General features: G+C 40.3%; 17 protein-coding genes. 13 read left to right on the plus strand and 4 right to left on the minus strand.

Annotated elements, in window-relative coordinates:
- The first annotated feature begins 111 nt into the window (after positions 1-111).
- From pdhA to H9649_RS02270, 7 genes are all read left to right on the plus strand, one after another.
- Positions 112-1,227: a pyruvate dehydrogenase (acetyl-transferring) E1 component subunit alpha gene (gene pdhA, locus H9649_RS02240; RefSeq protein ID WP_191693032.1), complete on the plus strand. Its 1,116-nt coding sequence runs from the start codon at positions 112-114 to the stop codon at positions 1,225-1,227.
- 3 nt (positions 1,228-1,230) lie between these two features.
- Positions 1,231-2,208: an alpha-ketoacid dehydrogenase subunit beta gene (locus H9649_RS02245; protein ID WP_191693033.1), complete on the plus strand. Its 978-nt coding sequence runs from the start codon at positions 1,231-1,233 to the stop codon at positions 2,206-2,208.
- Positions 2,209-2,247: 39 nt separating this feature from the next.
- Entirely contained in the window at positions 2,248-3,603 is a 1,356-nt protein-coding gene (locus tag H9649_RS02250) for a dihydrolipoamide acetyltransferase family protein (protein ID WP_191693034.1), read from the plus strand.
- A gap of 4 nt (positions 3,604-3,607) precedes the next feature.
- Positions 3,608-5,020 (plus strand): dihydrolipoyl dehydrogenase, encoded by a 1,413-nt coding sequence (lpdA, locus tag H9649_RS02255; protein WP_191693035.1) that lies wholly within the window; start codon positions 3,608-3,610, stop codon positions 5,018-5,020.
- 154 nt (positions 5,021-5,174) lie between these two features.
- Entirely contained in the window at positions 5,175-6,041 is an 867-nt protein-coding gene (locus tag H9649_RS02260; protein ID WP_191693036.1) for a polysaccharide deacetylase family protein, read from the plus strand.
- 13 nt (positions 6,042-6,054) lie between these two features.
- Positions 6,055-7,011, plus strand: coding sequence for an NAD(P)H-dependent flavin oxidoreductase (locus H9649_RS02265; RefSeq protein WP_191693037.1), 957 nt, complete (start codon positions 6,055-6,057; stop codon positions 7,009-7,011).
- Between the two features lie 18 nt (positions 7,012-7,029).
- Positions 7,030-7,299, plus strand: a complete 270-nt coding sequence (locus H9649_RS02270; protein WP_191693038.1) for a UPF0223 family protein — start codon at positions 7,030-7,032, stop codon at positions 7,297-7,299.
- A gap of 65 nt (positions 7,300-7,364) precedes the next feature.
- Here H9649_RS02270 and H9649_RS02275 read toward each other — a convergent pair whose 3' ends face one another.
- On the minus strand, positions 7,365-7,988 hold the full coding sequence (locus tag H9649_RS02275) for a YktB family protein (protein ID WP_191693039.1): 624 nt from the start codon (positions 7,986-7,988) through the stop codon (positions 7,365-7,367).
- A gap of 158 nt (positions 7,989-8,146) precedes the next feature.
- On the opposite strand from H9649_RS02275, the gene H9649_RS02280 reads away from it, so the two are divergent.
- Both H9649_RS02280 and H9649_RS02285 read left to right on the plus strand, forming a co-directional pair.
- Positions 8,147-8,344 carry a hypothetical protein gene (locus tag H9649_RS02280; protein WP_191693040.1) on the plus strand — a complete coding sequence of 66 codons (198 nt, stop codon included), beginning with the start codon at positions 8,147-8,149 and terminating at the stop codon, positions 8,342-8,344.
- 131 nt (positions 8,345-8,475) lie between these two features.
- A complete protein-coding gene (locus H9649_RS02285) occupies positions 8,476-9,267 on the plus strand; it encodes an inositol monophosphatase family protein (protein ID WP_191693041.1) in 792 nt (263 codons plus the stop codon).
- Between the two features lie 39 nt (positions 9,268-9,306).
- On the opposite strand, the gene H9649_RS02290 is transcribed toward H9649_RS02285, so the two are convergent.
- A complete protein-coding gene (locus tag H9649_RS02290; RefSeq protein WP_191693042.1) occupies positions 9,307-9,492 on the minus strand; it encodes a YlaF family protein in 186 nt (61 codons plus the stop codon).
- A 97-nt stretch (positions 9,493-9,589) separates the two neighbouring features.
- On the opposite strand from H9649_RS02290, the gene typA reads away from it, so the two are divergent.
- Both typA and H9649_RS02300 read left to right on the plus strand, forming a co-directional pair.
- Positions 9,590-11,431, plus strand: coding sequence for a translational GTPase TypA (gene typA, locus H9649_RS02295; protein WP_191693043.1), 1,842 nt, complete (start codon positions 9,590-9,592; stop codon positions 11,429-11,431).
- Positions 11,432-11,462: 31 nt separating this feature from the next.
- The gene (locus H9649_RS02300; protein WP_191693044.1) at positions 11,463-11,786 is read left to right on the plus strand and encodes a YlaH-like family protein; all 324 of its coding nucleotides are present in this window, start codon (positions 11,463-11,465) and stop codon (positions 11,784-11,786) included.
- A 24-nt stretch (positions 11,787-11,810) separates the two neighbouring features.
- Here H9649_RS02300 and H9649_RS02305 read toward each other — a convergent pair whose 3' ends face one another.
- Complete coding sequence (locus H9649_RS02305; RefSeq protein ID WP_191693045.1) at positions 11,811-12,014, minus strand: YlaI family protein; 204 nt, start codon at positions 12,012-12,014, stop codon at positions 11,811-11,813.
- 33 nt (positions 12,015-12,047) lie between these two features.
- The gene (locus tag H9649_RS02310; RefSeq protein ID WP_191693046.1) at positions 12,048-12,548 is read right to left on the minus strand and encodes a peptidyl-prolyl cis-trans isomerase; all 501 of its coding nucleotides are present in this window, start codon (positions 12,546-12,548) and stop codon (positions 12,048-12,050) included.
- A gap of 189 nt (positions 12,549-12,737) precedes the next feature.
- Between H9649_RS02310 and H9649_RS02315 the strand changes: the two genes are divergently transcribed.
- Positions 12,738-13,019 (plus strand): YlaN family protein, encoded by a 282-nt coding sequence (locus tag H9649_RS02315; protein ID WP_191693047.1) that lies wholly within the window; start codon positions 12,738-12,740, stop codon positions 13,017-13,019.
- 57 nt (positions 13,020-13,076) lie between these two features.
- On the plus strand, positions 13,077-14,246 hold the full coding sequence (locus H9649_RS02320; RefSeq protein WP_404828696.1) for an FtsW/RodA/SpoVE family cell cycle protein: 1,170 nt from the start codon (positions 13,077-13,079) through the stop codon (positions 14,244-14,246).
- The last annotated feature ends 4 nt before the right edge of the window (positions 14,247-14,250 follow it).

The following is a 14,250-nucleotide window of genomic DNA, read 5'->3' on the forward strand; positions in this document are numbered from 1 at the left end:
GAATCCAATGATTGACCTATTTGCCCCTCTTCAGTATACTGATTAAGGAAGTTGATTGTATCATTACTAACAAAATCTAAACATAATACAGTTATAAAGGAGAGTTGCCTCATGGCTGCAAAAAAAGACAAGCAGTTCGATCCGGTGAAAACGCTTCATTCAATTGAAGAACAGTTTGAAATGTTCCAGATCTTGAATGAAGAAGGCGAGATCGTTAATGCAGAAGCCGATCCAAAACTATCGGATGAAGAATTGACAGAACTGATGACACGCATGGTTTACACAAGAATTTTGGATCAACGTTCAATTTCGTTGAACCGTCAAGGACGTTTAGGCTTCTATGCACCTACAGCAGGTCAGGAAGCATCCCAACTTGCATCTCACTTCGCTCTTGAAAAAGAAGATTTCATTTTACCGGGTTACCGCGACGTCCCACAAATCGTGTTTCACGGATTACCATTACATATGGCATTCTTATGGTCTCGCGGTCATTACCAAGGCAGTATAATTCCTGAAGGTCTTAATATCTTCATGCCTCAAATTATTATTGGTGCACAATATATACAAGCGGCTGGAGTTGCATTAGGATTCCAAAAACGCGGTACGAAAGCTGTAGCGATGACTTATACAGGAGATGGCGGTACTTCACAAGGTGATTTCTATGAAGGAATAAACTTTGCAGGAGCATTCCGTTCACCTGCTATTTTCATCATTCAAAATAACCAATATGCGATTTCCACTCCACGTGAGTTGCAAACTGCCGCTAAAACACTTGCTCAAAAAGGTGTAGCTGCAGGTATTCCTAGCATTCTTGTTGATGGTATGGATGCTCTTGCGGTTTACGCTGCAACGCGCGACGCTAGAGAGCGTGCAATTAACGGTGAAGGACCGACGCTTATTGAAACAATGACTTACCGTTATGGTCCACATACAATGGCTGGAGATGACCCAACACGGTACCGTACTTCAGAAACGGATAGCGAGTGGGAAAAACGTGATCCGCTAATTCGCTTCCGCAAATACCTGGAAGCTAAAGGTATTTGGTCAGAAGAGAAGGAAAACGAAGTTATCGAACGTGCAAAAGAAGAAATTAAAGAAGCTATCAAGAAAGCTGATGCAGCACCGAAGCAGAAAGTTAGTGATTTTATCAATATTATGTACAAAGGCGACTTGCCGTTTAACTTACAGGAACAACTTGATATTTATACTGCGAAGGAGTCGAAGTAACCGATGGCACAAATGACGATGATTCAAGCAATCACCGATGCGATGCGCACGGAGCTTAAAAATGATGAAAATGTCCTCGTCTTCGGTGAAGACGTTGGCGCAAACGGCGGGGTTTTCCGCGCAACAGAAGGGTTACAAAAAGAATTCGGCGTTGATCGCGTTTTTGATACACCGCTTGCAGAGTCAGGTATTGGCGGCCTTGCAATCGGTTTAACACTTACAGGTTTCCGTCCTGTTATGGAAATTCAGTTTTTTGGATTCCTATATGAAGTAATTGACTCAGTTAGCGGACAATTGGCTCGTCAATCATTCAGAAGTGGTGGTCATTTTAATGCACCTGTAACGATTCGTTCTCCATTTGGTGGCGGAGTTGCGACACCAGAGATGCACGCTGATAGTTTTGAAGGACTTGTTGCTTCACAACCTGGTTTGAAAGTTGTTATTCCTTCGACTCCTTATGATGCAAAAGGTCTTCTGATTTCTGCTATTAAAGACGAGAACCCAGTCATCTTCCTTGAACACATGAAGTTGTATCGTTCATTCAGACAGGAAGTTCCTGAAGAAGAGTACACAATTCCTTTAGGGAAAGCAGATGTGAAACGTGAAGGTACAGACCTTTCAATTATAACTTATGGCGCTATGGTTCATGAGAGCTTAAAAGCAGCTGAAGCACTTGAAAAAGATGGATATTCAGTTGAAGTTGTCGATCTTCGAACAATTCAGCCTTTGGATATCGAAACGATTATCGAATCTGTTGAAAAAACAAATCGTGCAATTGTTGTTCAAGAAGCGCAAAAACAAGCTGGGATTGCCGCAAACGTCGTTTCTGAAATTACGGAACGTGCAATCTTAAGTTTAGAAGCGCCTGTATTACGCGTTACGGCGCCTGATACAATCTATCCATTTGCGCAAGGTGAAAACTCATGGTTGCCAAATGCGAACGACATCATTGAAACAGCTAAGAAAGTGTTGACATTCTAATTCAGAGTTTATCTCTGACAATATGAAAGGGTGAATCATGTGGCATTTGAATTCCGTTTGCCAGACATCGGGGAAGGAATTCACGAAGGTGAAGTTGTAAAGTGGTTTGTTGCTAAAGGCGATAAAATCAATGAAGACGACACACTTCTTGAAATCCAGAACGATAAAGCAGTTGTGGAAATTCCATCACCTGTTACAGGCACAGTTGAAGAGATTTTAGTTGGAGAAGGGACAGTCGCGGTAGTTGGTGATATCCTTATCCGTTTTGACGCTCCTGGGTACGAAAATCATCAGCACGCTAGAGAAGAAGAAGGAAAAGAAGAAACCGAAGCTCAAGTTCAATCGACAGCAGAAGCTGGTCAAGATATTGATAAAGAAGAACAGAAAACAGAAGAACCGAAGAAGGTTGCACCTGTCTCATCAGCTAAAGTTGAAGGTGGAGACAGTTCTACATCACGCATAATCGCGATGCCATCAGTTCGTAAATTTGCTCGTGATAAAGAAGTGGATATTCATGAGGTACAAGGGTCTGGTAAGAACGGACGCGTACTGAAAGAGGATATCGAAGCATTCCTAAATGGCGGTCAGAAATCCTCTACTAAAGAGGAAGTTGTCGTTGAAAGTGCTGAAGAAACAACGGCGATTGAAGATAAGGGTACGAAAACTTCTGCTCCAGTCATTCTTGAAGGCGACTTCCCGGAAACACGGGAAAAAATGTCGGGCATGAGAAAAGCGATTGCAAAAGCGATGGTCAATTCAAAACGCACTGCTCCTCATGTAACTTTGTTGGATGAAATCGATGTTACTGAACTTGTCGCTCACCGCAAGAAGTTCAAAGACATTGCAGCAGAAAAGGACATCAAATTAACTTACCTTCCTTATGTAGTGAAAGCTTTAGTATCTACGTTGCGTGAATTCCCGCAACTGAATACTTCTTTAGATGACGAGAAAGAAGAAATCATCCAGAAGCATTATTTCAATATCGGAATTGCAGCTGATACAGATCGTGGACTACTCGTTCCGGTAATTAAGAATGCTGATCGTAAATCTGTATTCGCCATTTCTGAAGAGATTAGCGCGCTTGCGGTAAAAGCTCGTGATGGCAAGTTGAGCCCGACAGAAATGAAAGGTGCATCTTGTTCCATTACTAACATCGGTTCAGCTGGCGGTCAATGGTTTACGCCAATTATCAACCATCCGGAAGTCGCTATTTTAGGTATCGGCCGTATTTCTGAAAAGCCGGTAGTAAAAAATGGTGAAATTGTAGCCGCACCTATGTTAGCATTATCATTGGTATTCGATCATCGGGTTATTGATGGTGTTACAGGACAGCAGGCTCTTAACCACATTAAGAAATTGCTCGGAAATCCAGAACTTTTATTAATGGAGGCGTAAACATATGGTAGTAGGAGACTTTCCAATCGAAGTGGATACACTTGTAGTAGGATCAGGTCCTGGAGGATATGTAGCTGCAATCCGCGCTGCACAACTAGGTCAAAAGGTAACAATCGTTGAAAAGGAAACTCTTGGAGGCGTTTGTCTAAATGTCGGATGTATTCCTTCTAAAGCATTGATATCTGTAGGACATCGTTTTGCAGCAGCGCAAAATTCCGATGATATGGGAATTACAGCAACTGATGTAAAATTAGACTTCTCTAAAGCACAAGCTTTCAAAGAGGGCGTCGTTAAGAAATTAACTGGCGGTGTTGAAGGTTTGCTAAAAGGTAACAAAGTAGATATCGTGCAAGGTGAAGCATACTTTGTAGACGCTAATACTGCTAAAGTTATGGATGAAAAATCATCCCAGACATATAAATTTAAAAATGCGATTATTGCTACTGGATCACGTCCCGTTGAAATTCCATCATTCAAGTATACTAAGCGAGTCATCAATTCAACAGGAGCTCTTAATCTTGAAGAAGTACCTGGACATCTTGTGGTGATTGGTGGAGGTTACATCGGAACTGAACTTGGATCGGCATATGCAAACCTTGGTTCAAAAGTTACAATCATCGAAGGTGCAGACGATATCCTTGCAGGTTTCGAAAAACAAATGACTCAAATCGTTAAAAAAGGCTTGAAGAAAAAAGGCGTCGATATCGTAGTGAAAGCATCTGCGAAAGGCGTTGAAGAGTCTGAGAGCGGAGTCGTCGTAACATACGAAGCTAAAGGCGAAGAGCAGAAAGTCGAAGCGGATTATGTGTTAGTAACAGTTGGACGTCGTCCTAATACGGATGAAATTGGTCTTGAAGGTCTAGGTGTGAACTTCCTTGACCGCGGACTAATCGAAGTCGATAAGCAGTGCCGTACAAACGTACCGAACATTTATGCTATTGGAGATATCGTTTCGGGTCCACAACTTGCTCACAAAGCTTCTTATGAAGCTAAAATTGCTGCTGAAGCGATTTCTGGCGAAAAATCAGAAGTCGACTATATGGCAATTCCAGCTGTATGCTTCACAGATCCTGAACTTGCTACAGTCGGCTTGAACGAACAGCAAGCGAAAGACGAAGGATTTGACGTTGTAGCAGGCAAATTCCCATTTGCAGCTAATGGACGTGCACTTGCACTTAATGCGACAGATGGTTTCGTTAAACTTGTGTCTCGCAAAGAAGATGGTCTTCTTCTTGGGGCGCAAATCGTAGGCGAAAACGCATCTGATATGATTGCTGAACTAGCACTTGCAATCGAAGCTGGCATGACGCTTGAAGATATCGCCATGACAATTCACGCGCATCCTACATTGGGAGAAATTTCGATGGAAGCAGCTGAAGTTGCTCTAGGTAAACCGATTCATATGATTACAAAATAATAGAAACACGAAACGTCCAGAAGCTTGAAGCTCTGGACGTTTTTCTGCTTTATTTTATACAAAAGCAAATTTCGCTGAAAGTAGCCATCCTTCGTTTGAAACGGGTATAGCTATCATGTTAGGATTAAAATATTCAACTAGAGGAGATGATACCATGAAGAAAAATTTGCTATACATATCGTTATTCACGCTGATGCTGCTGTCGGCTTGCAATGACAAAAATGAAGTTGAACAATCTATTGATAATACAACTGGATCAGATTTGGAAAAAGTGGAAAATGGAACTAGATCGGAAGATATTGTTTCTGAAGAAAAGGTGGATACCGAAGATGAAACCGTAGAAGAGGAGACTGATTATGTCGCACAGGAACCTCTCTATGAACTTAATCCTAAAACGTATTCCATCGAGCCGATTGGTGATGCAAATCCGAATGTTGTTCTATTGACAATCGATGATGCGCCAGACAAAAGGGCGTTAGATATGGCAAAGACATTAAAAGAAATGGACGTCCCTGCAATTTTCTTCGTCAATGGTCATTTTATCAACACAGATGAAAAGAAAGAGATTCTTAAAGAACTTCATGATATGGGCTTTGTCATCGGGAATCATACAAAAACGCATGCGAACTTGAAGTCATTATCTGAAGAAGAACAAAAAGAAGAGATTATATCGGTAAATGAAATCGTCGAAGAAGTTACTGGAGAGCGTCCGAAGTTCTTCCGAGCTCCATTTGGTTCCAATACTGATTACAGTAGAGCTCTTGCGCAACAAGAAAGGATGCTATTAATGAATTGGTCATATGGCTATGATTTCGTGAAAGAGTATATGACGAAAGAAGCGATAACCGATATTATGATCAATACGGAACTTTTGCGCAATGGTTCCAATCTGTTAATGCACGACCGTGAATGGACGGCTGATGCATTAGAAGATATTGTGAACGGTTTAAGGGATAAAGGGTATGAATTTGTAGATCCTAAGCTGATTAAAACAGTAGAAAATGGTGATGTAACGGAATAAGGGGGGATTTCAATTGGAATGGAATACGAGAGTTACTGAGCTGTTAGGAATAAACTATCCGATTGTACAAGGTGGATTAGCTTACCTTGCTTACGCGGATCTCGCAGCCGCCGTTTCAGAAGCGGGTGGATTAGGACAAATAACAGCAATGAGTCTGGAATCTCCAGAGTCGTTGCGAGCTGAAATTCGCAAAGTGAAATCAAAAACATCGAAGCCGTTTGGTGTAAATTTTGCTATCGGCCAGCATGGCAGACCATACGAGCATCTACTTGATGTAGCCATTGAAGAAGAGGTTAAAGTTGTTTCTGTCACTGGTGGCAATCCTGCGCCATTTTTTGACTACCTAAAAAATACAAATATGAAAAAACTAGTGCTAGTAGCGGCGAAAAGGCAAGCTGTAAAAGCCGAATCTCTAGGTGCTGATGCGGTTATGGTCGTTGGTCAGGAAGGCGGGGGACATTTAGGGCGGGATGATGTCGGAACGATTGTTCTTGTACCACAAGTTGTCGATGCTGTAAAAATTCCTGTTATCGCATCAGGCGGCATAGGAGACGGTAGAGGATGGATGGCTGCACATGCTTTAGGCGCGGAAGGTATTGAAATGGGAACGCGATTCATAGCGACACAAGAATGTATACATGCTACTGAAGAGTATAAGAATGCACTCCTTACAACAAATGAAACTGGTACAGTCGTTATTAAAAGATCTATTGGTGCTCCAGCGCGAGCGTTATCGAATGAATGGACTGAACAGATATTACGATTGGAAGAAAAGCATGCTCGATTTGAAGAGCTTAAAGAATTTATTAGCGGTGAAGCAAATAAGCGTTTTATTCATGATGGCGAAAGTAATCATGGATTTGGTTGGGCAGGGCAAGTAACGGGTATGATCGAAGACATTCCGACAGTTCAAGAGCTTATTACTAGAATGGTCCATCAAGCTGAACAAATACGAAGTGAATGGATATAAAGAAAGGTGACGAATTTTATGGACTATAATTATCCGATCAGTCATCATTGGTCGACAGAAGAAATTATTGATGTGCTCGCTCTTTTTCAAGCTGTGGAGAAGGCATACGAATCTTCTATTGAACGGACGCAATTCATGGATGCTTATCGTGCTTTCAAAAAAGTCGTCCCGTCAATAGCCGAAGAAAAAACGTTATTTAAGGAATTCGAAGAAGCAAGCGGATTTAATTGTTACAATATCGTTAGACGCGCGAAGGAAGCTACTGACGGTGAATTAATTAAAAATTGACTGAACTCGATTGTTATAAATGAAAACGGAAGGGGCATACTAATGCCACCTTCCGTTTTTCATAGTCATCCTGTAATGACATTATAGACAGGTAACAATTCATCAATTGTCTGTTCGGCAAACTTAAGAAACTCTGTATCGGTCATGGAAACTGCATATTCAGGTGTAACATGTTTTCCAATGACTAATTCCGCTTTCTTTACCGTTTTTAACCTTTCCAGTAGAACTGCTACACCATCTTGACCAATTTTGCTTATGTAGGAAGCTTCGGGTTTCATGTGATCCCCGGATATTACAAAGTCTTCGGAAAGTGTAGTAAATACTTTACTGTTTTTTTCTAATCTTTCGGCTATCCCTTTTTTATCGGGGTTTTCATAAATGACAGCAAGAATGACAAAGAGATGTGTTCCCCATAAGCCGATTTGAAAATGGGGTAAAGCTTTATAACCTCTTTTAGCAGGTGCAAATGCAACCCAGCTATCTTTAGGAGGATTTACAGTCCTTCTAGCGTGTCTTGCGATATGCGGGAAAAATTCACCTTTTCCAAGAGAAGATAAATAACTGGATATATGTTCTCCTGATACAGCGAATTTTGGCTGGATAAGCTTTTGAAGTGCCTCCATTCGCTGATCTAAGCCGTCTATTGAAAAGACTGCAAAATCGTTTGAATCCCAAAAACTTTGCGGCATTTTTTATCCTCCTTATCAGTAATTACGTTTATCGTAACAGAAAATGGGGAACAATCTAATACAAGAAGGCTTATAACTAACCAAAGCAATAACACCAGCATAAGTTAGAAGTAAGTAATTAAATGCATCGTTAAATTATATAAGAAGGGGTGTTAGAGATGAAACAAGTTGTCCACATTATTCGAAAGAACGAAATTGAAAAGGAATATGTAGAAATGCTGCATCTTGAATTGGATTATGAATTGGCTACATTGCACGATGCTGTTGTAGGTAAAGATGACAAGCAAGTGGAAAAAAGTAAAACTAGACTTACTGAAATTCACAGTGAGCTGGAGACATTCAATGCTTTTGCGTAACGATAAAAAAAAGAAACCAATAAAGCGCCTTCAATGAACTCCTAAACGAGGAGAAATTGGAGGCGCTTCTTTGTTGTCCATCTTGGCGATATGATACAATTAGATAATATGGATGTAGTTAGGGTGATAATATGAATTGGGGAACAATTGATAAGTATGCAAAGTCGTTAATAAAGGAAGCGGGCCATAAAATCCGGGTGTCCTTTTTCAATACAATTGATGTGGATACGAAAGCTGATGCGAATGATCTCGTCACAAATATTGATAAAGCTATCGAACAGTTTTTCATAAGCAGAATTCAAAGTGATTTTCCGAATCACTTTGTGCTCGGGGAAGAAGGTTTTGGTGACGATATCCGTTCATTAGATGGCGTTATTTGGCTGTTAGATCCAATAGATGGCACAATGAATTTTGTTCATCAGAAACGCAATTTCGCCATTTCTCTAGGGATTTATTGTGATGGAGTTGGCATGTTAGGATATATTTATGACGTAATGAATGACGATTTTTATCATGCCGCTAAAGGTGAAGGCGCTTATTATAATGATGAGAAGTTACCGATGCTTGAAGTTACGCCTTTATCGGAAGCGATTATTGGTGTCAATGCAAGTTGGGTTGCCCCTAACCGTCGCATTGAAAATGAACCGATTGCTGATATGGTCCATAAATGCCGTGGGACTCGTTCATACGGTTCTGCGGCGATGGAACTTGCATATGTATCTTCAGGAAGGATAGACGCCTATCTTTCGCTGAGGCTATCTCCTTGGGATATTGCGGGGGGGATGGTAATCGCTGAGGAAGTCGGTGCAATCGGGACGAATTTAAAAGGCGAAAAGCCTAATTTGTTAAACCAAGACACATTCATCGTTGCTAGACCTGGTCTGCATGATGAAATTCTTAGAAATCACATCAGATTGAAATGAAAAAAAGGGACTGCACGAATACATGCAGTCCCTGAAAAATTACAATAAACCTTGTTCACGCATTTTCTTTTTTGTCTTAAAACCATTTCCCATTACCAAGACGAGTGCAAGCATGGAAATTAGCGCTAAGGGAATGCTACGAATGCCCACAGCTAAACCGATACTACACATTGCCGCAACTGCTGCAAGAGAATATATGACGAAAATCCATTTAATATTTTTCACAAATGTACCTTCTTTCAAATTAAATGTTTTTTTATATCGTTCTCATGTGCTATAATAACACAGTTAATCATCTGATAAAAGATAATGGAGTGAAAACATGACAAATACACGAAGTGATTTACGAAATATTGCGATCATCGCCCACGTTGACCACGGAAAAACAACGCTTGTTGATCAGCTTTTAAAGCAATCAGGGATATTTAGATCAAATGAGCATGTAGAAGAACGGGCTATGGATTCAAACGATTTGGAACGTGAACGTGGAATTACCATTCTTGCTAAAAACACTGGTATTGAATATAAAGATACTAAAATCAATATTTTAGATACCCCTGGTCACGCTGATTTTGGCGGCGAAGTAGAACGTATTTTGAAAATGGTTGATGGTGTTATTCTTGTTGTCGACTCCTTTGAGGGATGTATGCCACAAACGCGTTTTGTATTGAAAAAGGCATTAGAAACGAACTTAAAACCAATTGTCGTCGTCAACAAAATTGACCGCGAATTTGGTCGTCCGGAAGAAGTAGTCGACGAAGTTCTTGAGTTATTCATCGAATTGGATGCGAATGACGAGCAACTTGAGTTTCCTGTAGTTTACGCTTCAGGTTTCAATGGAACTGCAAGTCTTTCTCCAAATCCTGCTGATCAGGAAGAAACGTTGGAAGTATTGTTCGATTCAATTATTGAAAACATTCCTGCACCAATCGACAACCGTGACGAGCCGTTGCAATTCCAAGTTTCTTTATTGGACTACAATGACTATGTAGGTCGTATCGGAATTGGTCGCGTATTCCGCGGAACTATGAAAGTTGGCCAACAAGTTTCGGTAATGAAACGAGACGGTTCTACTAAGAATTATCGTGTGACGAAAATGTATGGTTTCTTAGGTCTGAAAAGAATTGAAATCCAAGAGGCGTTTGCTGGAGACCTTATTGCTGTATCTGGTATGGAGAATATCGACGTTGGTGAAACTGTATGCCCAGTCGATCATTTAGAAGCTTTACCGGAACTTCATATCGACGAGCCGACTTTGCAAATGACTTTTCTTGTCAACAATAGCCCGTTTGCTGGAAAAGAAGGTAAATGGGTGACATCTCGTAAAATCGAGGAACGACTAGAGCAACAATTGCAAACAGATGTATCTTTACGTGTAGATCCAACTGATTCTCCAGATGCATGGGTAGTTTCCGGCCGTGGAGAATTACATTTGTCCATCTTAATCGAAAATATGCGCCGTGAAGGATTCGAATTACAAGTTTCGAAACCACAAGTAATTATACGCACAATCGATGGCGTACGTTCTGAACCAGTTGAACGTGTTCAAATTGATATTCCTGAAGAGTATACGGGCTCCATCATTGAGTCGATGGGTGAACGAAAAGGTGAAATGATCGATATGATCAACAACGGAAATGGACAAGTCCGTCTGATTTTCCTTGTTCCAGCACGTGGATTAATTGGCTATTCAACTGATTTCCTTACACTTACAAGAGGTTACGGAATCATAAACCATACATTTGATTCTTATAAGCCAGTTGCGTCAGGTAAGTTAGGTGGACGACGCCATGGTGTGCTTGTCTCTATGGAGACCGGTACAGTTACTGGTTATAGTATTATGCAATTGGAAGACCGTGGTGTCATGTTTGTTGAAGCTGGGACGGACATCTATGCAGGTATGATTGTTGGAGAAAATAACCGCGATACTGACTTGACAATTAACTTGACAAAAATCAAGCATGCAACAAACGTCCGATCAGCTACAAAAGATCAAACAGTTACAACAAAGAAACCAAGGATCCTTTCATTGGAAGAAGCATTGCAATATCTCGGTGATGATGAATATTGCGAGATTACACCGCTTTCCACCCGCTTACGTAAGAAAGTCCTTGATAAGAATGAACGTGAACGTGTCCAAAAAAAGAAAAAGCTTGGTGAATGATCCGTTCTCATATTGGAAAGGGATGTGTTGAATGAAAACCGAAGAGGTACTTGATAGGATGTCGGGCATTGCGCGGTTCATATATGAAGTGATGCCTTCTGACACATCTGCTGGGTATGTTCTATTGGCTGTTGTGTTTCTCATGTCTGCTCTGGTTTATAAACTGGGTTTTGCGCGGAAAATACTTTTCTGGCAAAACATAGTGATATATATATTCTTATTTATAGGATGTCTAATATTGACTTTCCTAGCTTTATTCCTACCAATTGTAGAAGGATTAATTGTAGCGGCTCTAATTTTGATCATCTACAGAGTGCGTAGAATGAATGAACATAAAGAAAACTCCGCTGCGTGATGCTGCGGAGTTTTTTTATTCATTTTAGAAAGCGTCTTCTGCAGGGTGCGAACTACGGTGGAAGACGAATTTTCCAGTAGAAACTCTGGTATTTGTAAGCTCTGTAATTCTTTTCTTGCAAGTAGGGCACATATACGTGTTAATCGGATGATTCCTCAATTTCTTTGCAAGAGGATCATCATCTGATAATTTACCGATATCATCGCAAAGTACACATTTTACACGCATAACCTATCAACTCCTTAAAATAGAGGTGCGATGTTAGTCAATTGTAATGCCAGTAATATTCCGAATTGGATTATCGGCATTTGAACCGTCTTTGAATAGCAAATGAACTGGGCCGTCAGAAGTAAGTGGCTTTCCGTCTTGACTAAATTTGAAAATGAATTGGTTAAGCTCATCTATCGGGAACGGATAAGCTACATCATCGGTAGTTGTAAATGTTATCGTCTTTGCGTCCTGAGCAGGAACTGCATTTTTTACAAACTGTTCAAGTGCAATACCAAATGTACCGCTAACCAACTTTTTTCTATCAAATTTCTTTTCGGTTTTCAAAGTCGGAGGGAATGTAGCGCCTTCCATAATTTCCCGAGACCAATGCTTGCCCATTTTTTCTTTGTATTCTTCATCTTCATCACGTTCCACTTGAGCTTCAATGAAATATGTGTTGAGATCGAGTTTCCGATCGTCAAAAATCCATACTGTCGGATCAAGCGTAATTATGTGATTTACATTACCTTTTATAGGGATAATCGTTTCCAAAATAATAGCCTCCTACTGCTGAATAACAACATTCTTAATAATATCCAGTATACCTCTTCTAGTTGTATGTGGAAAGTCATTGATTTTTAGTATAAGGATAGAAGGGAAACACTTGCAATTTATGCCCTCAAAAGATACAATTTATTCATAATCACCATGTAGGAATAATAGGTGAATGGGGGCGTCCTCATGGATATAGAGCTTCAAGAAACGTATCAGGAAAAAGCAATTCAGCAATTACAGGCCGATGCAGACAAGATTGCACAACTCATAAAAGTACAAATGGATAACTTGACGATGCCTCAGTGCCCGCTTTATGAGGAAGTGCTGGATACTCAAATGTACGGTTTGTCGAGAGAAATAGATTTTGCTGTTAAGCTTGGTTTAATCGATCGCGTTAAAGGGAAGGAAATCCTTTCATTACTCGAGAAAGAAATGAATATCTTGCATGAGCTTTCCACAAAAAAATAAACAAAAGACTCAAACTTATTATTGGTTTGAGTTTTTTATTTAACATAAGAAGAGGTGATGACAGTGGGCAATTACTTTAAAAAAATGATACGGAACTTCGATTACCCATTATTCATCACGTACATAGTACTTTGCTTATTTGGGTTAGTAATGATTTATAGTGCCAGTATGGTTGTCGCTGTAAACCGGTTTGAGTATGCTTCAGATTATTTCTATAGAAAGCAATTGACGAATCTCGCTGTATCGATCCCCGTCTTTCTAATGGCGACCTTTTTTCCTTTTCAAAATTATAAAAGAAAGAAACTGATGGTTTTTTCAGTCTTATTCATGTTTGTTATGCTCGTTCTAGTCCACATCTTGGGCACTGATGTTGGTGGGGCGAAAAGTTGGATCAAGTTACCTGGCTTTGGAAGCATCCAACCTTCTGAGATAGCCAAAATTGTCATCATCGTTTACTTTTCAAGTGTTTTTGCTAAAAAATACGAAGCGGGAAACATCGATTCTATAAATAAATCAATCGGTCCACCTGTGCTGATTCTTGTGTTTGCAATCGGATTAATTATGATGGAAACGGATATCGGAACTTCGTTCATTATTATTACGACTTCATTAGCGGTAATAGCAGCAAGCGGAATCAAGTTTAAGACGTTCATTAAATTGAGCGGTATTGTGAGCATTGCGATATTGGCGGCCGTGACAATTCTTTATATCGGATGGGATACGATTATGACTGGTAGTAGACAAGGAAGGATTTTATCATTCTTGGATCCATTCGCTTATGCGCAAGGTTCCGGCTACCAGATTGCCAATGGTTATATCGCAATTGGCTCTGGTGGAGTGAAAGGACTCGGGCTCGGTAACTCTATTCAAAAAATGGGTTACTTGCCAGAACCTCAAACTGATGTCATTATGGCGGTCATTTCCGAAGAGACTGGCATCTTCGGTACAATCATTGTGTTGGGAGGACTCGGATTCATCGTTATGCGGGCATTGTATATCGCGATGAATACAAAAGACCCCCAAGCGAGAATGCTCGCGGCTGGAGTTGGAGGCGTTATCGGAATTCAAACTTTCGTGAATATTGGGGGATTAACAGGACTTATTCCTCTTACAGGTGTCACGTTACCTTTCATTAGTTATGGCGGAACTTCTTTAATTCTGTTATCTTTAGCTTTAGGAATATTGATGAATGTGTCAATGTTCACAAAATACCATAAAAATAAATAGAAAA

It is taken from the genome of Sporosarcina quadrami (genome assembly GCF_014836615.1).
GTDB lineage: Bacteria > Bacillota > Bacilli > Bacillales_A > Planococcaceae > Sporosarcina > Sporosarcina quadrami.